The sequence below is a fragment of the Flavobacterium myungsuense genome, assembly GCF_042677265.1.
Taxonomy (GTDB): Bacteria; Bacteroidota; Bacteroidia; order Flavobacteriales; family Flavobacteriaceae; genus Flavobacterium; species Flavobacterium myungsuense.
This window is the reverse complement of record NZ_JBHTIZ010000045.1, coordinates 77715-98587: the sequence shown is the minus strand read 5'-3', so window position 1 is coordinate 98587 and position 20873 is coordinate 77715. Positions and strand designations below refer to the sequence as shown.

At 31.0% G+C, this 20873-nt stretch carries 15 protein-coding genes and 1 pseudogene; 4 read left to right on the top strand and 12 right to left on the bottom strand.

The features are described 5' to 3' along the window. The first annotated feature begins 7 nt into the window (after nucleotides 1–7). The gene (locus tag ACFQ0S_RS12560) at nucleotides 8–703 is read left to right on the top strand and encodes a LytR/AlgR family response regulator transcription factor (protein ID WP_379758134.1); all 696 of its coding nucleotides are present in this window, start codon (nucleotides 8–10) and stop codon (nucleotides 701–703) included. Here the strand turns inward: ACFQ0S_RS12560 and priA are convergent. The 5 genes from priA to ACFQ0S_RS12535 form a co-directional block, all read right to left on the bottom strand. Continuing rightward, nucleotides 700–3177 (bottom strand): replication restart helicase PriA, encoded by a 2478-nt coding sequence (priA, locus tag ACFQ0S_RS12555; protein WP_379758131.1) that lies wholly within the window; start codon nucleotides 3175–3177, stop codon nucleotides 700–702. The two genes, ACFQ0S_RS12560 and priA, sit on opposite strands and share 4 nt — an antisense overlap. A 27-nt stretch (nucleotides 3178–3204) precedes the next feature. Then, the gene (locus tag ACFQ0S_RS12550; RefSeq protein WP_379758129.1) at nucleotides 3205–3588 is read right to left on the bottom strand and encodes a DUF2147 domain-containing protein; all 384 of its coding nucleotides are present in this window, start codon (nucleotides 3586–3588) and stop codon (nucleotides 3205–3207) included. Nucleotides 3589–3678: 90 nt separating this feature from the next. After that, nucleotides 3679–4602, bottom strand: a complete 924-nt coding sequence (locus tag ACFQ0S_RS12545) for a YihY/virulence factor BrkB family protein (protein WP_379758126.1) — start codon at nucleotides 4600–4602, stop codon at nucleotides 3679–3681. A 39-nt stretch (nucleotides 4603–4641) separates the two neighbouring features. After that, nucleotides 4642–5502 carry a carboxylating nicotinate-nucleotide diphosphorylase gene (gene nadC / locus ACFQ0S_RS12540; RefSeq protein ID WP_379758123.1) on the bottom strand — a complete coding sequence of 287 codons (861 nt, stop codon included), beginning with the start codon at nucleotides 5500–5502 and terminating at the stop codon, nucleotides 4642–4644. 151 nt (nucleotides 5503–5653) lie between these two features. Next, a complete protein-coding gene (locus ACFQ0S_RS12535; RefSeq protein ID WP_379758120.1) occupies nucleotides 5654–7033 on the bottom strand; it encodes a T9SS type A sorting domain-containing protein in 1380 nt (459 codons plus the stop codon). A 221-nt stretch (nucleotides 7034–7254) separates the two neighbouring features. Here ACFQ0S_RS12535 and ACFQ0S_RS12530 point away from each other — a divergent pair, with 221 nt between their 5' ends. Then, nucleotides 7255–7680, top strand: a complete 426-nt coding sequence (locus tag ACFQ0S_RS12530; protein WP_379758117.1) for a BLUF domain-containing protein — start codon at nucleotides 7255–7257, stop codon at nucleotides 7678–7680. Between the two features lie 84 nt (nucleotides 7681–7764). Further along, a pseudogene (locus ACFQ0S_RS13455) lies at nucleotides 7765–8055 on the top strand (DUF3024 domain-containing protein). Nucleotides 8056–8071: 16 nt separating this feature from the next. On the opposite strand, the gene ACFQ0S_RS12520 reads toward ACFQ0S_RS13455, so the two are convergent. Beyond that, nucleotides 8072–9688, bottom strand: a complete 1617-nt coding sequence (locus tag ACFQ0S_RS12520) for an ABC-F family ATP-binding cassette domain-containing protein (RefSeq protein WP_379758114.1) — start codon at nucleotides 9686–9688, stop codon at nucleotides 8072–8074. A 41-nt stretch (nucleotides 9689–9729) separates the two neighbouring features. On the opposite strand from ACFQ0S_RS12520, the gene ACFQ0S_RS12515 reads away from it, so the two are divergent. After that, a complete protein-coding gene (locus ACFQ0S_RS12515) occupies nucleotides 9730–11250 on the top strand; it encodes a TlpA family protein disulfide reductase (protein WP_379758111.1) in 1521 nt (506 codons plus the stop codon). A gap of 209 nt (nucleotides 11251–11459) precedes the next feature. Here ACFQ0S_RS12515 and ACFQ0S_RS12510 read toward each other — a convergent pair whose 3' ends face one another. The 6 genes from ACFQ0S_RS12510 to ACFQ0S_RS12485 all read right to left on the bottom strand — a co-directional run bounded on the left by ACFQ0S_RS12510 (nucleotide 11460) and on the right by ACFQ0S_RS12485 (nucleotide 20766). After that, on the bottom strand, nucleotides 11460–12896 hold the full coding sequence (locus tag ACFQ0S_RS12510) for an MFS transporter (RefSeq protein ID WP_379758108.1): 1437 nt from the start codon (nucleotides 12894–12896) through the stop codon (nucleotides 11460–11462). A 26-nt stretch (nucleotides 12897–12922) separates the two neighbouring features. Then, nucleotides 12923–13687, bottom strand: a complete 765-nt coding sequence (locus ACFQ0S_RS12505; protein WP_379758106.1) for an endonuclease/exonuclease/phosphatase family protein — start codon at nucleotides 13685–13687, stop codon at nucleotides 12923–12925. Between the two features lie 73 nt (nucleotides 13688–13760). Further along, nucleotides 13761–15518, bottom strand: a complete 1758-nt coding sequence (locus ACFQ0S_RS12500) for a family 43 glycosylhydrolase (protein ID WP_379758103.1) — start codon at nucleotides 15516–15518, stop codon at nucleotides 13761–13763. 12 nt (nucleotides 15519–15530) lie between these two features. Then, nucleotides 15531–17630 carry a glycoside hydrolase family 97 protein gene (locus ACFQ0S_RS12495; protein WP_379758100.1) on the bottom strand — a complete coding sequence of 700 codons (2100 nt, stop codon included), beginning with the start codon at nucleotides 17628–17630 and terminating at the stop codon, nucleotides 15531–15533. Between the two features lie 106 nt (nucleotides 17631–17736). Next, entirely contained in the window at nucleotides 17737–20058 is a 2322-nt protein-coding gene (bglX, locus tag ACFQ0S_RS12490) for a beta-glucosidase BglX (protein ID WP_379758189.1), read from the bottom strand. A gap of 9 nt (nucleotides 20059–20067) precedes the next feature. Continuing rightward, entirely contained in the window at nucleotides 20068–20766 is a 699-nt protein-coding gene (locus ACFQ0S_RS12485) for a carboxylesterase family protein (RefSeq protein ID WP_379758097.1), read from the bottom strand. Nucleotides 20767–20873: the final 107 nt, after the last annotated feature.

Here is a 20873-nt window from a genome sequence, read left to right as displayed (position 1 = left end):
TAAAATTATGAAACTAAATTGTGTAGTTGTCGATGACAGCTCTATTCAGAGAATGATCATTGCAAAGTTAGTGAATAATCATCCAAATTTACATTTAATTGGAGATTTTTCTAATGCAATTGAAGCAAAAAATTGCATGTCGGTTCACACCGTTGACCTTATATTTCTAGATATAGAAATGCCAGTCATAAGCGGTTTTGATTTTCTAGACGGTTTAAAAGTGAAACCACAAATCATTTTTATCACGTCTAAGGCTGAATACGCTATGAAAGCGTTCGATTATGATGCAACAGATTACCTACAAAAACCTATTGCACTTGATCGTTTTAATGCTTCTGTAAAACGCGCTATGGATTTTCACATTCTTAAAAATGAAAATCAAGATGAAGATGGAGAACACATATTTATTAAGAGTAATCTTAAAAAATTAAAAGTGTTTACTTCAAAAATTAAATGGATCGAAGCTTTTGGCGACTATGTAAAAGTAGTTACTGAGGAAGATAGCAACCTAGTGCTCTCTACCATGAAATCTTTTGAAAACGATTTATCGAAAGATAAATTCATTCGAGTCCATAAATCCTATATCATTAATATTGATAAGGTAGAACGATTTAACAGTAAATTTGCTGAAATTGGAATTACAAAAATTCCTTTAAGTAGAAACAAGAAAGAAGATCTTGTTCGCGCTTTAGCAATAAATTAATAAAAATCGACATTCACAGCTGTTTTTATAGCTTTGAATTGAGCAACAGATTCAAAACTATCCAGTATTTTCTGGATAGTTTTTTTTGTGACTTGTAAAGACTGATTTTGTGGAATCTTTATCATTATGGTTCTGATGTATTCGTTTCTGATACGGCTTATTGGCGGTTCTTCTGGTCCTAAAACTGGAATACTCATATTTTGTTGTAACACTTGAAACAACCAGAAAGATCCAGTTTTCAGTTTTTCGAAATCACGATTTTTTAAAGTGAGCTTAATCAATTTAAAATAGGGTGGATATTTATAAATTTGTCTTTCATACAACTGCTCTTTATACATTCCTAAATAATCATTATTAGTCACTTGTTGAATCGTGTTGTGATTTGGATTATAGGTTTGAATAATTACTTTTCCTCTTTTTTCAGAACGACCTGCACGGCCAGCTACTTGTGTCATCATTTGGAAGCTTCTTTCAAAAGCGCGAAAATCAGGATGGTACAACATATTATCGGCATTCATAATTCCAACTAAACTTACATTATCAAAATCTAATCCTTTGGCGAGCATTTGTGTTCCTACTAAAATATCAATTTCTTTGTTTTTAAAACTGTCGATTATTTTTTCGAAACCAAATTTTCCACGAGTCGTATCTTGATCCATTCTTCCTATTTTAGTATTAGGAAAAAGAGTAAGCAATTCTTGTTGAATTTGTTCAGTTCCAAAACCTTTTGTGGTAAGATGCACACTAGAACACGAATGACAACTGGTTGGATTTGCCATTGAATAGCCACAATAATGGCATCGCAATTGGTTTTTATGCTTATGATAAGTTAAACTCACATCGCATTGCTGACATTGCGGCACGTGACCACAAGTCATACATTCAACAACGGGAGAAAATCCTCTTCTGTTTTGAAATAAAATCACTTGACTTCCATCTGATAAAGCTGAAGTAATTTCTTCTATTAAAGTATCACTAAAATGACCCGACATTTTTTTTCGAAAATATTTGTCTTTCAAATCTACTAACTCAATTTCAGGCAAGATGGACTTACCAAAGCGTTGATTAATTTCGACTAAACCATATTTTCCAGACTGAGAATTATAATAGGTTTCAATACTTGGTGTTGCCGAACCTAATAGTACTTTGGCTCCGACCTGTTCGCCGTTGGCTTGAGTGGCTTTATGAAAACTAGACAAAACAATAGCAGCATCACGAGCATGATATCTTGGTGAGGGATCTTGTTGCTTAAACGTTTGTTCATGTTCTTCATCTACAATAATAAGTCCTAAGTTGGAAAAGGGTAAAAACAAAGCCGACCTCGCTCCTATTACGATTTGTGCTTTTGGAGAATTATCCAACACTTGTTTCCAAACTTCTACACGCTCATTGTTGTTGTATTTTGAATGAAAAACGGCCACTTTATTTCCGAAATAATCGCGTAATCTACTAACTAATTGAGTTGTTAATGCTATTTCTGGCAACAAATATAAAACTTGCTTTTCCTGCTGTATATATTCTTCAATAAGCTGGATATAAATTTCGGTTTTTCCGCTTGAAGTTACACCATGCAAGAGACATACTTCTTTATTTTTAAAATTCGATTTTATTTCTTGAAAAGCTATTTCTTGCGCTTCACTTAATCGTAAAGCATCTTCTTTAATTTTTCCTTTAAAATTAACTCGGTCTTCCTGAATATAATATTCTTCAAAAATATGTTTATCAATTAATGCTTTTACAACTGCAGATGTTGAATTCGCTACTTCGATTAAGCTTTTTACAGTAGTTGGATTTTTAGTTGTTGCATTTAGTTGAAAATAACTGAGAACAATTTCTTTTTGTTTATTGGCACTTTTAAGTAGTTCTAAAAGATGGCTTAATCCTTCATTTGATTCGTATTTTGAATTTAACCTTATATAGCGTACTAATTTTGGTTTATACGCTTCTGCCACTTCTTCTTGTAAAACCAAGATTCCTTTATCAATTAACTTTTGAATAACCGGTAATACATTTTTCTTGTTTAAAATTGAAATAACATCTTGAATTTTTAATGAAGACTGCTTTTGTAGTGCTTGGTAGATTAAATATTCATCATCTGAAAGTTGTGTTTCATCAACAAAATTATCGTTTTTTTGAGAAATAATAGTTTCGCTTTCTAAAAGTAAAGCACTAGGCATGGCACCACGATATACATCGCCAATGGCACACATATAATAGGAAGCAATCCATTGCCAATGAGCAATTTGTATTTCATTTACTATAGGTTTTTCATCTAAAATTTGGTGAATTTCTTTGGCATCATATAAAATAGGTCTATTTTGATGTAAGTTGATTGCTAAAGCAGTATACACTTTATTCTTTATTGGTACTGCAATTCGCATTCCAATTTTTATATAATTATATTCAGCTTCTGAAACTTCATAAGTTAAAGTTTTAGTTAGGGAAAGCGGTAAAATTACTTCTACAAAGTACATTATTTAAATTTGATTTTTTTGCAACTGTTACTTTACTCGATGCCAGTATTGTGTTCGACCAAATAATGAAAATCCAATATAACCACGCACTTTAAGTTTATCTTTAGATTCAAGAGTAATAAAACATTTATAAAGCCTTCCGTGTTTTGGATCTAATATTTTACCTGAATTGTATTCTAAACCATCTTTTATTAACCCTTTTATAACGGTCATTCCTAGTATAGGTTTGTCTTTATCTTCTCCTGAGCAATTACTACATACTTTGTTTCTATCTTTTGGATTGATTATATCAAGTACTTTTCCGTAAATTTTGCTTTCATTTTCATAAATTTCTAAAATGGCTAAAGGTTTTCCCGTAACATCATCAATAGCTTTCCATTTACCAGTAACAATTTGTGAATTAATTATCAATGGAAACAATAAAAATAACAGGCGATAATATATTTTGCATTTTGAAATCATTCAATTTATTTAAATGAATTACAACATTTTTAGAAACGATTAATCCGAATTTTTCTTTTTTAATTTCTCTATAGAAGCATTCAATTCAAATCCTAGTAGTAGAATCATACAATTTATCCAAATGTAAAACATCATGATTAATAAAGTACCTATTGACCCATACAATTCGTTGTATTTTGAAAATTTGATTACCCAAATTCCAAATACATAAGATGATAAAATAATTAATATTGTAGTAAACACAGATCCTATAGATATGAATGCTCTATTTTTAAATTGTTTGGTTCCAAACTTAAATAATACTGAAGTCGTAATTAATATCATCAGAATCACAAAGGCATATCGACCTAAAACAATTAACGGAATGCGATCACTTACTACATCTTGAATAATGGTTTGTTGAATTAAAACCTCAAAGACAACAATGATTGCCACTGTAACTAATAAAAGTAAAGACAGCAGTAATGACATTCCTAAAGCTACTACATACTGTTGTAAAAATCCTCTTTTATACAATACATGTCTTGAGGATTCAAATCCTCCAAGAATTCCATTTAAACCGTTTGCCATTAAGAAAATAGACAATAAGAACCCTGTGGACAATAATCCAGAATGACTATTGTTTAGAATATCGCTAATAATTTTATAAATAGCATCATAGGTATTTGGCGGTACCCCTTCTTTTACAAATTCTAAAAAATCTACTTGAAATCCTTCTATTGGTATATATGGAATGAGATTTAAAATGAATAATGCAAACGGAAATAATGCCATAAAAAAACTAAAAGCTACTGCACTTGCATGATAGGATAATGCACCTTCTACAATTCCTAAAACATAAAATTCTGATAAATCATAAAAAGATAAACCTTGTAGCCAAGGAAGTTTTATCCTTTTCAAAAGACGGATAAAATTTCTGACTATAGGAATTCTCTCTAACTTGATTTCTATTTCCTGTGACATGAATGGAGTCTTGAATTTTTAGTTTCTAAAATAGTTAAATTATTCAATTGCTTTTAAACTTAAATCCATATTGTGAACAGAATGTGTTAATGCTCCAGAGGAAACATAATTTACACCACACTCTGCATAATGCCGAACCGTAATTTCATTGATATTTCCAGAAGACTCTGTTTGACATTGATTACCAATTAATTGAACTGCTTTTCTTGTGTTTTCATAATTAAAATTGTCAATTAAAATTCTATGAATCCCGTCGTTTTTTAAAATTTCTTTAATCTCATCTATACTTCTAGCTTCAACAATAATTTTTAAATCGAGATTATTGTCTTTTAGAAAAGTTTTCGTTTTTTGGATTGCATTTGTTATTCCTCCAGCAAAATCATTGTGATTGTCTTTAAGCATAATCATGTCGTATAAAGCAAAACGATGATTCTCGCCTCCACCAATTGTAACTGCCCATTTCTCACAAGCTCTAAATCCAGGAGTAGTTTTTCTAGTATCTAATATTTTAGTGTTGGTTCCTTCTAAAAGTTTAACGTAAGTATTGGTTTTGGTAGCTATTGCCGACATACGTTGCATAGAATTGAGCACCAATCGTTCAGCTTTAAGTATAGATTGTGAACTTCCAGAGACATGAAAAACAACATCTCCGTATTTTACAGGCATACCATCTTGAGTAAAAACTTCGAATTGAAGGTTGCAATCGATATATTCAAAAATCATTTTTGCAAAAGCAACACCAGCAATAATACCTTCATCTTTTACCAATAACTTTGCCTTTCCTACAGCTTGTTTTGGAATGCAAGCCAATGAACTAAAGTCACCAGGGCCAATATCCTCACGTATGCCATTTTTTATAATTAGTTGCAATTCATGCTGAAACTGAGCCTCTGATATCATTATTGTAAAAATTTATAATAATGCTAAAATAGAATATATTTTGTGTATTTGAAAATTTAAGGTATATAAACCTTATTTATATTTTCATTCGTTTATTTCAAAAAAAAAGGAACTTTAAAGCAAAGTTCCGTTTTAGTCTTTTTGATTTTCATTATTCTTTTATGAACTGCAAAGTTTTAGTTGCATTTTCCTTGATTATTTTAATTAAATAAAAACCTTTTGAATAAGAACTTGTATTAATTATTAAATCGTCATTAGTTTGAATACTCCTATTTTCTATTTCTTGTCCAATTGAACTATAAATTATAAATCTATTAGGCAATTCTGATTGCAAAACTGATATATTTAATACATTTTTAGAAGGATTTGGATATAAATAAATCTCATTTATATAGTTATATTTATCCGTGGCTAATGGAGCTGTACATGCGTTTGAAGTTTTTAATTCTTTTCTTCTGGGAGAATTATTCATTACAGCTGTGATTCTTTCTTTTTGATTTAAAGTAAATACATTCATACAGGCATCTTCTGTATAATCCATATAATTTTCATTCATATCTCTACCTGGTTTAGTTTTACAGGTATCAAAAGTACCACACTCATAATGCTCATATCCTGCTTGAGGAGTATCTGCACAATAATCGGTTGCACTGCAATCTGTATTTCCAGTGTCAGGATTTCCGTTTCCATCTCCCCAAATATGAACAAGTCCAAAACAGTGACCAATTTCGTGAGTGGCAGTTCTGCCTTTATCATATCCTAGAGAATAAGGACCATCAGCTATATCAGAAGTTCCAAAATTTCTGTAATCAATTACTACTCCATCTGTATTTGCAGCTCCTCCATTAGTATCAATTCCTACCAACCCAGATGTACTCGGAAATTGAGCATATCCTAAAGTTCCAAACTGCTCTGTACTTTTATTATCTGAAAAATAAACCGTCCAAATATTGAAATATTTTGTAGGATCCCATTGTGTAGCCGCTTTCATGTTTTCAGTTTTGTTCATAGTTGCATATTGAGCGGTAGACCTTTTTACTCTATCTATGCCATTAGTTGCTGTACCATCAGGTTTTCTTTGAGCCATGCAAAATTCAATTTCTACATCAGCACCAACTAGATTGCTGTTGAAACCTGGTGTTCCTAATTGTCTTCTGAAATCTTGATTTAAAACTGTAATTTGTGACAACGCTTGCGCATCTGTAATATTTTCATCAACTCCAATTGCATCTCCATTATGAATAATGTGAATTACTAACGGTATGGTAATAACGGTTGCTGCCGTTTTTTTTATGTACTGATTGTTTTTTTGTTCTATAATCTTTGGACCAATCCAATTTTCAAATTCCTCCTTAGTAGCTCTATTTGGATTTATAATTTTTAAATACTTTTCATATTCAACTGATGAACAACGAACTTTTCCAGAAGGAGATCTTTTTGAAATTGAAATACCATTCTGACTGTATGAAAATTGTATAAATAACAGACTTAGTATTAATATTAAAATGTGAATTGGGGATTTTTTTTTCATAATATGAGGTAAATAAACGATAACTTGAAATTTATAAATACAAAATTAAGTCATCATACAAAATTAAAATTTAGGATACAAATGTAATGATATTTTAATATTGTATGTAGTATATTGAAAATTTAACAATAATCAAGGTTGAATGCGGGATTTAATTTAAAATAAGATGGAAATTAAAAAAAACAAACTAAATTAGTGGTAAACCTTTAATAGATCAATTTATGTATCGAATTATTTATATGGGTTCATCGGTAAAGCTTTTAGAAGAGAATGAAATTGATTCGCTTCTAAAACATTCTAGAAGAAGTAATATCAACAATCATATAACTGGAGTATTACTTTATATTGTAGGCGACTTTCTTCAAGTTATTGAAGGAGAAGAAGATGTTATTATTAGTCTTTTTGAAAAAATAAAAAAGGACTCCCGTCACAAAGGTATCATTTGTCTTTTTAGTGAAAATGTTAAAGAAAAACAATTCTCAGATTGGTCAATGGGTTTTCATATGACTAACTATGAAAAACTAATTAAAGATACTGGATATGATACTCTTAGCAGAATTGAATTGGCTAATATTGAAGATAAAACAGCATCTATTTTACTGAATACTTTCATAAAATCGAATAAAGACAGTATTACTTTTTGGTAAATATAAACTGAAATTAAGAACAAATTATGGCGTTAGCATTTGAAAATGAAATAGAAATAATTGAAGTAATGGAAGGTTTTTTTAATTAATTCTCGTCCTCCTGAAGAGATTAGAGACCAATTAGACCTTAGTTATAAAATTGAAAATCAAAGTATTATTGTGTTCGAGATTCGACCAGTTTGGAACAATCCAATTGAAAAAATTGAATGTAAAATTGCGTAAGCAACCTATATTCAAAAAGATACTATTTGGGACGTTTTTTGGTTTATGTGAGATATTAAATGGCATAGCTACAAGCCACATCCAAAAGTAAAAAACTTAAAGGAATTCATAAAAGTCATACAAGAAGACAAACACGGTTGTTTTTGGGGATAAGTGTTTGAAATGCGATTTAAGAATACATTTTAGCTCTCAATTCCTGTACTTTTTCATCATCTAAATAATCATCAAAAGTCATGTAACGGTCAATTGCTCCTTTAGGAGTCAACTCAATAACTCTATTCCCTACAGTTTGAGCAAATTCGTGATCATGAGTAGTAAAGATAACAGAGCCTTTAAAATTTTTCAATGAATTGTTAAAAGCCGTTATCGATTCTAAATCCAAGTGATTCGTTGGTTCGTCTAACATCAATATATTAGCGCGTTCCATCATCATTCGAGAAAGCATACAACGCACTTTTTCGCCTCCAGATAATACACGACTTGTTTTTAAAGCTTCTTCACCAGAGAAAATCATTTTTCCTAAAAAACCGCGAATATTTACTTCTTCACGTTCTTCTTCTGTTTTAGCCCATTGTCGCAACCAATCTACTAAACTATAATCATTTTCGAAAAAAGAATGATTGTCTAGAGGTAAATAGGCTTGATTGGTTGTTATTCCCCAATCAAAAGTTCCAGAATCTGGTTTTTGATTGCCATTTAAAATTTCATAAAAAGCTGTACACGCTCTAGAATCTTTAGAGAACAATACGATTTTATCGCCTTTAGCCATATTTAAATCGACATTGGTAAACAAATTTTCACCATCAGTTGAAGCGCTTAGATTTTGAACATTCAAAATTTGGTCTCCAGCTTCTCGTTCCTGATCAAAAATAATGGCTGGATAACGGCGACTTGATGGTTTTATCTCAGAAATATTTAATTTAGAAATCATCTTTTTACGCGAAGTTGCTTGTTTTGATTTGGCTACGTTTGCACTAAAACGACGAATAAACTCTTCTAGTTCTTGTTTCTTTTCTTCGGCTTTTTTATTTTGCTGTGCCCTTTGCTTTGCGGCTAACTGACTGGATTCGTACCAAAAAGTATAGTTTCCTGAGTAGTGATTTATTTTACCAAAATCGATATCAGAAATATGTGTACATACGGCATCAAGAAAGTGACGATCGTGAGAAACCACTATAACTGTATTTTCATAATTAGCAAGAAAATTTTCTAACCAAGCAATGGTTTCAAAATCTAAATCGTTGGTTGGCTCATCCATAATTAACAAATCTGGATTACCAAAAAGTGCTTGAGCTAAAAGCACACGAACTTTTAATTTTCCATCTAAATCAGCCATTAATGTGTAATGATATTCCTCTGAAATTCCTAGATTAGATAACATTGCTGCTGCATTCGAATCGGCATTCCAACCATTCATTTCTTCAAATTGCACTTGCAACTCCCCTATTCTATCTGCATTTTCATCATTATAATCCAGATAAAGTTCATCCATTTCTTTTTTTACAGCAAATAAGATTTTATTACCCATCATTACTGTTTCTAATACCGTATGTTCATCAAAAATATTGTGGTTTTGATTTAAGACCGACATTCTTTTTCCTGGCTCTAAATGAACATGACCCGATGTAGGATCAATATCGCCGGCAATTATCTTTAAAAAAGTAGATTTACCAGCTCCATTGGCTCCAATAACACCATAGATATTTCCGTGAGTAAATGTCGTATTTACTTCGTCAAATAAAATTCTTTTGCCAAACTGAACTGATAAATTATTTATTGTCAACATGAAATTGTAATTTTTAATTTTTTGCAAAAGTAGAAAAAATAATGAAGCTAATTACCTTAGGATATTACAATTTGAATAGTGATTTATTTAACTATGTATTAACAGTAATATTAACATCAACTAAATATTTTTGTAAGCTAACCAAGCCTCAAATGTTTTTTCAAAACTCCATATATTACTTGTTTTTTTATCTAACTTGTATTACTTTATTTAGTTCATGCAATAAAGAGTTTAAAGCAGATAATTACACCGCCTATTTTGGAGGAGAAGTTACCAATGCGAATAATCCTTATGTTTTATTTTGTAAAGATTCAGAAGTTATAGATACGATAAAAATTGATATAAATAATCGTTTTTTTATAAAATTTGATTCCCTAACTCCTGGTTTATATACTTTTAAAAATGAACCTGAATATCAATATATTTATTTTGATAAAAATGACAGTATAATGGTTCACATTAATTCTAAAGAATTTGATGAATCTATTGTTTATTGTGGTCGAGGAGATGAGAAAAACAATTTTTTAATGGAATTATATCTCAAAAACGAAAAAGATAGAAGCACTCTATTTGATGTTTTTGATTATGATTTTCCGAAATTTAATAGAAATATTGACTCTGTCTATGCAACTTCTGAAAAATTTTATGCTACCAAAAAAGAACAAATTAAATGGAGTGATGGCTTTGACACTTTTGCAAAAGCCGCTTTAGACTTTCATTATTTTTCAAAAAAAGAAATGTATCCTGTTATTCATAAAATTCGAACAGGGGTCGATTTATATGAAGATTTACCCAAAAATTATTATGCTTTTAGAAAATCAATCAATTTTAATTGTAATGAGTTAGCCAGTTTTTCGCCTTATATTATGTACCTATCTCATATGTTGAATAATGTTGGAGCGATAAATTACCACAATCATTTTTCGAATTTAGATTTAGAATTAAAAACGAATATCAATAAACTTAATATAGCCGACACCTTAATAAAAAATAAAAAAGTAAAAAACACTATTCTTAACAACATCGCTTTTTCTTATTTGTTAGAAGATCAAAATATGGTCAATAATCATAAATTTCTTGAAATTTATAATAAATACTCAACCGATAAAAGTAAGAAGAATGAAATTCAAAAAATTGGTCATGCTATTCAATTGTTAAAAGTTGGAAATGAATTACCTGAAGTTATGTTAATTGATAAAAACAGAAAATTAGTCTCCTCTAATTCATTTTTAAAAAAGAAAACAGTAATTTTCTTTTGGACTGAGAAACTAACTTCTCATTTAATTGCAGCACAAAAAAAAATTGCCTCACTCAAACAAAAATATCCCGATTATCAGTTTATTGCTATAAATTTAGATGATAATCAAAACAATTGGAATACCTCTTTATCTAAATACAATTTTGATTCTAGTTTCGAGCTAAGAAGTAATGATTTTGAAGATCTTAAAACCAAATGGGCTATAATAAAGGTACACAGGACAATTGTTTTAAACAGTGACACTACAATTAAAAATGCGTTTACAAATATATTTGATGTTAATTTTGAAAATAATTTGAAGTAGCTATAAGTTTTATATAAAAAATATTTTGATTTTTTAAAATATAAACTTCTGAATATTTATTTTTCTTTACATTATATCAAAAGTATTTTCTACTCATGAATGAATATTTAAAATTAATAAATCGTTTTTTTTCGAAAATTAAAAAAGGATATTGCATTTAAAACAATACCCTTTTACAATTTAAGAATTGGAAAATTTTTAAGTTTTATTTAATGTCCTCCACTCAATTTTTGATCAAAATTAATTCCCTGCTTTTTTAATATTCCGCTAACTTTCCAGGCATAAAAAGCCAAATAAGCAAAGCATAAAACACCAATAATATAGCTGTTTTGAATTCCAATACTTTCAGAAACTGCGCCTTGAAGCCAACTTACAATTCCGCCTCCCATAATCATCATAATCAAAAAGCTACTTCCTTGACTGGTGTGTTTTCCCAATCCGCTTACAGCTAATGTAAAAATACATGGCCATAATGTACTACAAAACAATCCGACACTAGTAAAAGCATAAACGCTAATCATACCACTTGTTGCCATACCTATAAATAAAGCTATAATACCTAATACTGAAAAAATCAACAACATTCTAGCAGGATTCCCTTTACTGGCCATATCGGCAGCAATAAGAACCAAAATAATTAATCCGTAGATATAAAAAGGAGTTAAATCGTGTTTCGCAGTTGCATTAACTAGTAAGAATACTCCGAAAGCTAAATACGGAGCGAGGAATCTCAATATTTTTTGAGTACTCATATTATCTGTAAATGCTTCTACAGCTCCAGTCCAACGTCCAATCATTAAACTCGCCCAGTATAAAGAAATATAGGGTGCAATATCACCAATAGCAAAACCTAATTTACTTTCCATATAAGCTGGTAAGTTACTGGCTGTAGAAACTTCAACCCCTACATAAAGAAAAATAGCAACCATTCCCAAAACCAATTGTGAATAGTGTAATGCAGAAGTTTTTGAAGAATTTGAATCTTCTGTAGTTTCTTCAATTGTTTCAGGATGTTCAGGTAATGAAGAAAATTTTAATAAAACAGCAACTATTATAAAAGCTAATCCTAGTATTAAATAAGGAATTTTAACACTTTCGATACTCATATCTGTATTGCCAGATGCTGTAGATCCAAAAATAGCAAAACTTACAATTAGTGGTCCAATAGTTGTACCAAAATTATTAATTCCACCAGCCAAAGTCAATCGTTGTGAACCGGTTTTAATTGGTCCTAAAGCAATTGCTAATGGATTTGCAACGGTTTGTTGTAAAGAAAAACCAAGACCTACTATAAATAAACCCGCAAGCATTAATGCATAAGACCCTGTATTCGCAGCTGGATAAAATAGTAATGTTCCTAGTGCAGAAATGACCAACCCTAAAGCTAAACCGTTTTTATATCCAATTTTATTAATTAAATCTTGTTTCATTAGTACTGAAACTCCCATATATATTAATGAGCCAACTGTGTACGAAATATAAAATGCGATTGAAACAAACTGACTTTGACCTTGTGTTAAGTCGAATGCTTTTTTAAATACTGGAATAAGAATATCGTTACTTGCAGCAACAAATCCCCAAAAGAAGAATACAATAACTAAGGGAATAAATTGTCCCCAATTGGTTTTAGAATTTTCTGAACTCATAATTTTGTTTTTGGTTTAAATTAATTTTATTTAATAAAGGTTGCCATTATAGGCAAATGATCTGATGGGTATTTGAATTGATAAAAGTCGTCAATTGTTATGAATTTTTTAACTTTTATTTTAGATTTTTTATCGTAAAAGATGAAATCGATTTGCCTGTCGGGTATTTTTTTAAAATCAAAAGCATTCCAAGTTGAATTTCCTCCATAAGGTTTACGTTCTGAGGTTGAATAGCCTTCATTTAAATTTGATTTTAAAATTTCAATAGATTCCTCTTCAGGAGTTGCATTAAAATCGCCTGTAAGTATAAATGGAATCTCCTTTATTTTTTTTAAATTATCTTTTAACTGTATTATCATTTTTGCAGACTCAATTCTAGCGGTTCTCCCCTGATGATCAAAATGGGTATTTGCAATCCAAAATTCTTTTTTTGTATTAATATCCCTAAACAAACCATAAGTAATTATTCTACAAAAGGCTGCATCCCAACCTTTTGAAATAATCATAGGAGTCTGAGATAACCACAATGTTTTTTGCTCTAAAAGTTTATATTGATTATTATTGTATAGAATACAAGAATATTCAGCGGAATCATTATTATCTCTTGGCAAACCAATAAAACTATAATGGGTTAAATTTTGTAAAATAAAATCCAATTGAAATTTTTGTACTTCTTGTAAACCAATGAAAGATGCCTCATAATAATTTAATAAATCAACTACTTTTTCTTTCCTTGAATCCCAATTATTTTCTCCATCATTTGCTGAACCATATCGAATGTTATAAGACATTACATTGAGATTATTTTGTGAAAAAATAAAACTAGTAAAAAATAATAGTACTATAGAAGTCACTTTCATTCCTTTATTCTGATTTTTTTATTTCACTCTTCACTCCTATACCATTGTTGTTAAAAGCCTCTATTTGAAAATAGTATACATCTGATTTATCCAATCCATTAAAATAATATTCATTTTTACCATAAACCATAATTGACCCGTATAATTTGTCTGGAGATTTTCCAAAATAAATAACATAGCCATCTGCATTAGGTTCTTGTTGCCATTTGAACCATACATTTCTTCTTTCTCCTTTTACTTTTGGACCTGAACGCAAGGGTACAAAATTTTGAACTGCTTTTGGTTTTTCACCGCTTCCTTTTCCAAAAACTCTAAAACCGCTAATTGCAAATTTCCCCGTTGGCATTTGAATATTTTCTAGTTTCAAATACCTTGTTATAATTGGTTTTTGAAGTTCAATATAATCATGAGGAACATCAATCTCGTTTTTACTTTTATCAATTAAAGTCTTCCAATTTTTTCCATCACTAGAAGCGTAAATAATATACTTGTGACCTAATGTAGTTTCAGGTTTTCCCATAATTTCAACGTCTTGGTCCGCATAATTAATTTGAATTGCATTAATGGTACTAAGCTCTCCCAAATCTGAAATCAAATATTCTCCTTTATTTGCAGTTTTTGCTGACCAATAGGTTTTTATATCTTCATCTACAGCATAATTTGCCTGATAGCCACCAAAAGAAGATGATACTTGAATGGGTTTGTTGTAATTCAACAACATCCAACCCGAAAAGTTTTCATTAAGATGACTCTTTTTTTCTGAGGGCAAATACGTTGGATAATCGCCATAAGCTGTATTACAATATAAAATATCATCTTTATCAAAACCAGCTGGCCAAATACCAATACGCCTTTCGAAGTTATTTTTTGTACAAATTCCAATGGTTGAAACATGCCAATATTGATTATTTATATCTTGAAAAGTAGCACCATGCCCTGCCCCTCTTGCAAATCCTCCTGGTTTATAGGAAAAAGGATTGTGTGACTGATATTCAAAAGGACCTAACGGATTTGAACCAACATAAACGCCGTCTGCATAACCACTAAACTCAGTACCTGGTGCACCGTATTGCAAATAATATTTATTATTGTATTTAGTCATAAAAGCCCCTTCAGTAAAAGGTTGCAAAAAGGTATTGTCATTATGTTCGCCAAAACGTTCCCAACCGTGTTCATCATCATTTAAAGCTAAAACTGGAATGCGCTCTCCTTCGGGCTGAAAAGTCTTTCGATTCAATTTTACTCCATAAAGTGGATACAAATTACTAGAACCATAATATTCATAGACTTCATCTTTTTCCTTGTCCCAAAAAATCTGAGGATCCCATGCGGCAGTTTCAGATTTATGAACTAACTCTTTCCAATCATCTTTTGTTGGATTGGTACTCATCCAAATGGGAAACTCTTTACCCTGAGTAGAACCAACCACTAATAAAGTATCATTGACAAATGACAATGATGGTGCACACAATTCATCGTATACTTTATGTTCTGGGCGAAGGAATTTTCGGGAGATAAATTTCCAATTTAGCAAATCTTTACTATGCCAATACCCCCATTGATTGGTAGAAAAAAGAAAATATTCTCCTTTAAAAAAAGTGATTACCGGATCGGCAGTTGCGCGGTGTTTTCCTTGGGTTACAAAATTGGGAATTGGGCAATAACCATAATCAATATTAATGGGATTACAATAGGTTTTTTGTTGGGCAATTCCATAAGTTGAATTGATTAGCAGTAAAAATAGTGCAATCCTATATTTCATTTATATGTAGTTTTAATTAATTGGAAAAAAGCTTATTGCTGTTCCTCCACCAGCGGCTAATACTAATTTCAACTTTGTTTTTGAGGTTACTAGCAATGATTTAATTTCGTAATTGATTGGATTCTTTTGCCAATCAGCTGTTTTACCATCCTGATAAATAGTCGCTTTGTATTTTTTATTTGGTGTTAAAAAATCTAATTTTATTTCTGTTTTTCTAGAATTTTCATCAGTAATTGCTCCTAAAAACCATTTTTCAGTTCCTTTTGCTTTTCGGGCAATTGTAAGATAATCCCCGGGTTCAGCTTCTAAATATTTACTTTCGTCCCAATCAGTGGCTACATCTTTTATAAACTGAAAAGCATCTGGATATTTCTCATAGTTTTCAGGTAAATCTGCAGCCATTTGCAATGGAGAATATAGGGTTACATAAAGTGCCAATTGTTTTGCTAAAGTAGTGTGAACCTGCTCTTTTTTTGAAGCATCATAATAACTCATTTTGATTTCAAAAATTCCAGGTGTATAATCTATAGGACCACCAAGCGATCGTGTAAAAGGCAAAACGGTTTCGTGGGAGGGTAAGTTACCAATACTCCAAGCATTAAATTCAGTTCCACGAGTAGCCTCGGCCGCAATATAGTTAGGATAGGTTCTGCTATAACCTGTAGGACGAGAACTTTCATGCGAATTGACCATCATTTTATAATCGGCAAATCGTTGTGCTATAAAATTATAATGATTGACCATAGTTTGACCGTCATGAAATTCTCCTCTTGGAATAATTCTTCCAACATAGCCTGTTTTGGCAGCTGTATATCCATATTCTTTCATCAAGTTTAATGACCGATCCAAATGCCTTTCAAAATTGGCTACCGAACCCGAAGTTTCGCTATGCATGATCATTTTAATCCCTTTTAATTTAGCATAATCATTAACTTCTTTTAAATTGAAATCGGGATAAGGGGTTAGAAAATCAAAAACATTTTCTTTCCAATTGCCAAACCAATCTTCCCAACCTACATTCCAGCCTTCAACTAGTACACCGTCAAAACCATGTTTAGCAGCAAAATCGATATACCGTTTTGTATTGGCGGTTGTTGCACCATGTTTTCCTGAGGGCTTCAACTCTTTATCTAATGCATTTTGAGCGTTTTGAGAACCTGCATAATCCCAAGTAGATTTTCCTACATGCATTTCCCACCAAACACCAACGTACTTCATTGGTTTTATCCAAGAAGTATCATCAATTTTTGAAGGTTCATTTAAGTTTAATATCATTTTAGAACCTACTATATCACGTGCGTCGTCACTAATCATTATGGTTCTCCAAGGCGACACACAAGGCGTTTGTAAATAGGCTTTATCTCCTAATGCATTGGGGGCTAAACTCGATTTTAATTTATAATTTTTAGTATCAACATCCAATTGCATGACTGGATAATTGACAACTGCTGCTTCAAAAATATTTAAATAAATACCCTCCAAAGATTTCATCATCAATGGTGTTTGAACCATATATTTTTTATTAATTGCTTTAAAACCAATTCCGTTATTCAAATTAACTTTATCCGTATTAATTTCAGAGAATAGAGTTTCTTCGTAGTTGTATTCGTTAGTGTCAAAATCTCCGGGTAACCAAAAAACTTTATGATTTCCTACTATATTAAATTCGGAAGCTTCATCTGAAATAATAAAATAATTTAAATTTTGCTGCTTTGGGAAATCATACCTAAAGGCAACTCCCTCATCAAAAACTCTGAAAATAATATTTATTTTAACGTTATCTTTTGTTTGAGAAAGAGCAATTGTTAGCTGATTATAATGATTTTTAATATTTTTTTGTTCCCCTAATACAGGCTGCCAAATTTCGTTGAAAGTATTAACCCCAAAACTATCTATTGCAAAATTAGAAGTCAAATCAATTCCGCTTTTTAGTTTTAAACCAAGAAAACTTTCTAGAATTACAGGTTTATTTTTATAACTTATAGTGTAATTAGGATTACCATTTTCCGATAACTTAAAGTTAACTGTAATGGCTTTTGAAGGAGATTGAACACTCTGAGAATTAATATATCCCATTGCCAAAAGGAATACTAAAGAAAAAATAAATTTCATATGTTTTGTTTTAAGAAAGTATAAAAGTAATTAAATTAGTTTGGTATTTAAAAAACCCTTCATTTAAATCATGAAGGGTTTTCAAACATAAACAACAAAAAAAAACTCAATTTACTAATTCAAATTTTTCATTTAGTTGGGTATCAGAATTGCCTCCGACAAATACTTCAAAGTATCCTGGTTCTGCATTAAATTGTAAATCTGAATTATAAAACTTTAAATCCTCTATAGAAATTTCAAAAGTTATTGTTTGCTTTTCCCCCTTTTTAAGTGCAGTTTTTTGGAAACCTTTTAATTCTTTTATGGGTCTTGTAACAGAGCCTACTAAATCTCTTATATACAATTGTACTACTTCTTTTCCATCATAATTTCCGGTATTAGTTACATCAACTGATACTTTCAATTTATCATTAGTATTCATTTTTGTAGAAGAAAGTTTCATATTACTGTACTCAAAAGTAGTATAACTTAATCCGAAACCAAATGGAAATAACGGCTCGTTTCGTTCATCAATATAATTAGATTTGAACTTTTCAAATTTACCTTCACTATTACCTAAAGGTCGTCCTGTATTTTTAGACGCATAATAAATAGGTACTTGACCTAAACTTCTTGGAAAAGTTGTCGTTAATTTACCTGAAGGATTTTCGTCGCCAAACAAAACATCTGCAATAGCGTACCCAGCTTCGCTACCAGCAAACCAGACCTCTAAAATGGCAGGAACTGTTTCATTTTCTTGCTTTAAAACCAAAGGTCTTCCGTTAAATAATACCAAAACAACCGGCTTGCCTAATTTTAATAATTCTTGCAATAAATCTTTTTGAGCTTGAGGAATTTCGAGATTAGTTCTACTACTGCATTCGCCACTAAATTCTGCTGATTCGCCAAGAGCAGCAAGAATTACATCTGATTGATTGGCTATATTTATTGCTTCTGCGAGTAACTCTGCAGCTGTTCTATTGTCTCTGTGTAATGTTTTTCCGAACATGGTTGCTTTTTCTTCAAGTACAGCATCATAATCGAGGTTGCTTCCTTTGGCATAAAGTACTTTAGCTGAATTTCCTACTGCCGATTTTATACCAGCAATTAAAGAAATAGAGTTTTCTTGTTTTGTTGCAACACTCCAAGTTCCTGCCATATTTTCTTTGGCATCGGCCAATGGACCAATAACAGCAATAGTTCCAGATTTTTTTAAGGGTAAAATCCCACCACCTGTTGTCCCTAAAGGAAAGGGAGCGTTTTTTAATAAAACTAAAGATTGTGCAGCAATTTTTCGTGCTTCACTCCTATTTGAATTAGTGAAAATCTCCGTTTTAGCTCTATTTGCATCGCAATATTTATATGGGTCTTGGAATAATCCTAAATCGTATTTGGCATTTAATATTAAGCGAACGGCATCGTCTATTTTGTCTATAGTTACTTTTCCTTCTTCTAATGATTTCTTTAGTGTATTTAAAAAACCTTCGCTAACCATATCCATTTCTACACCTGCGTTTAGTGCTAAAGCGGAAACGGTTTGCATATCGCCTATACCATGATATTCCATTTCCATAATTGCAGTATAATCTGTAACTACAAAACCTTTAAATCCCCATTGCTTTCTAAGAACATCCGTCATTAACCATTTATTTGCAGTAGCTGGAATTCCATCAACTTCATTGAAAGAGGCCATTACCGAACCTACGCCTGCATCAATAGCTGCTTTGTATGGCGGAAAGTAGTCGTTGTACATTCTAATTCTGCTCATATCAACAGTATTATACTCACGTCCCGCTTCTGGAGCACCATAAAGTGCAAAGTGTTTTACACAAGATAAAATCGTATTATTTTTAGATAAATCATCGCCTTGGTATCCTTTAACCATTGCTTTTGCTATTTGACTTCCTAAAAAAGGATCTTCACCATTACCCTCAGAAACTCTACCCCATCGAGGATCACGCGAAATATCTACCATTGGAGAAAATGTCCAATTTATTCCATCTGCACTAGCTTCTTGAGCTGCTATTTGTGCACTTCTTTTTATCAAATCCAAATCCCATGTACATGACAATGCTAACGGAATTGGAAAAGTAGTTTCATATCCATGAATAACGTCCATACCAAAAAGTAATGGAATTTTTAATCGTGTTTTTTCAACAGCAATTTTTTGTACTTCCTTTATTTTTTGAACTGATTTTATATTGAATAATCCTCCTACTTTTCCTTGCTCGATATTTTTAGCTACATTTGAACTATTGGCTTGACCAGTCGTAATATCTCCAGAAGTGGGCAAATTAAGCTGACCTAATTTTTCCTCTAAAGTCATTTTAGCCATTAAATTAGTGACAAAAATATCTTTTGGCTCAATTGTTTTATTTGCTTTTACTTTTTGAGAATAAGTGGAGAATACTCCAAATAAAAGTAGCGGTAGTATGTATTTATTTTTTATCACTTTAATTTATTTTTTTACCTGAAGAAACATCCAATTGTATATTTCAGGATTATCATACACTCTTGTCCAAGAATCGTGACCTGCGTCGTCAAAAATAGTCAGTTTTACATTTGCATTACACCCTTTTAATAGTTTGTAAACTGAAATAGCATAATCTACATTTACAACATCATCTAATAATCCATGAAAAATTTGAGTAGGTATTGTTTTTATTTTACAGATATAATCCATCTCATATAAATCAACATAGCCTGAAATTGGAACTACTGCTGCAAATAATTCAGGATAAGCAATAGCCAAATTAAATGTTGCCCATGCTCCTGAACTTAATCCAGTGACATAAATTCTGTTAGCATCTATAGTATTCTCTTTTTGAATTTTTACTATCAATTGATAGATTATATTGACATCCCATTCTTCATTTTCTAAACATTGGGGTGCTAAAATGTAGGCATCTAATTCGTTATTTTTTAAATAATTAAAGGGGCCATTTATTTTTACTTTTTCAATAGCTGTCCCTTTTTCTCCATCGCCTGCAATAAATAGGATTAACGGTTTCTTTTCTTTGTTATTTTTAGGAATGTGCAATGCATATCCTACTTGCTTTTTTATAATAACTTCGGTTTTAAAACTTCCTTTTTCATCAGATTGTGAAAAACAAAATTCGGTGATAATAAAAAATAGCAGTAATACGATTTTTTTCATTCTAATAACTTTATTAATCTTAATGATTTGAAATTATTTTTCGAAGCGTTCTCGATACATTTTTTGTTCCTCGTCTCTTCGAGTTTTTCAAAATTGTAAATTTTGAA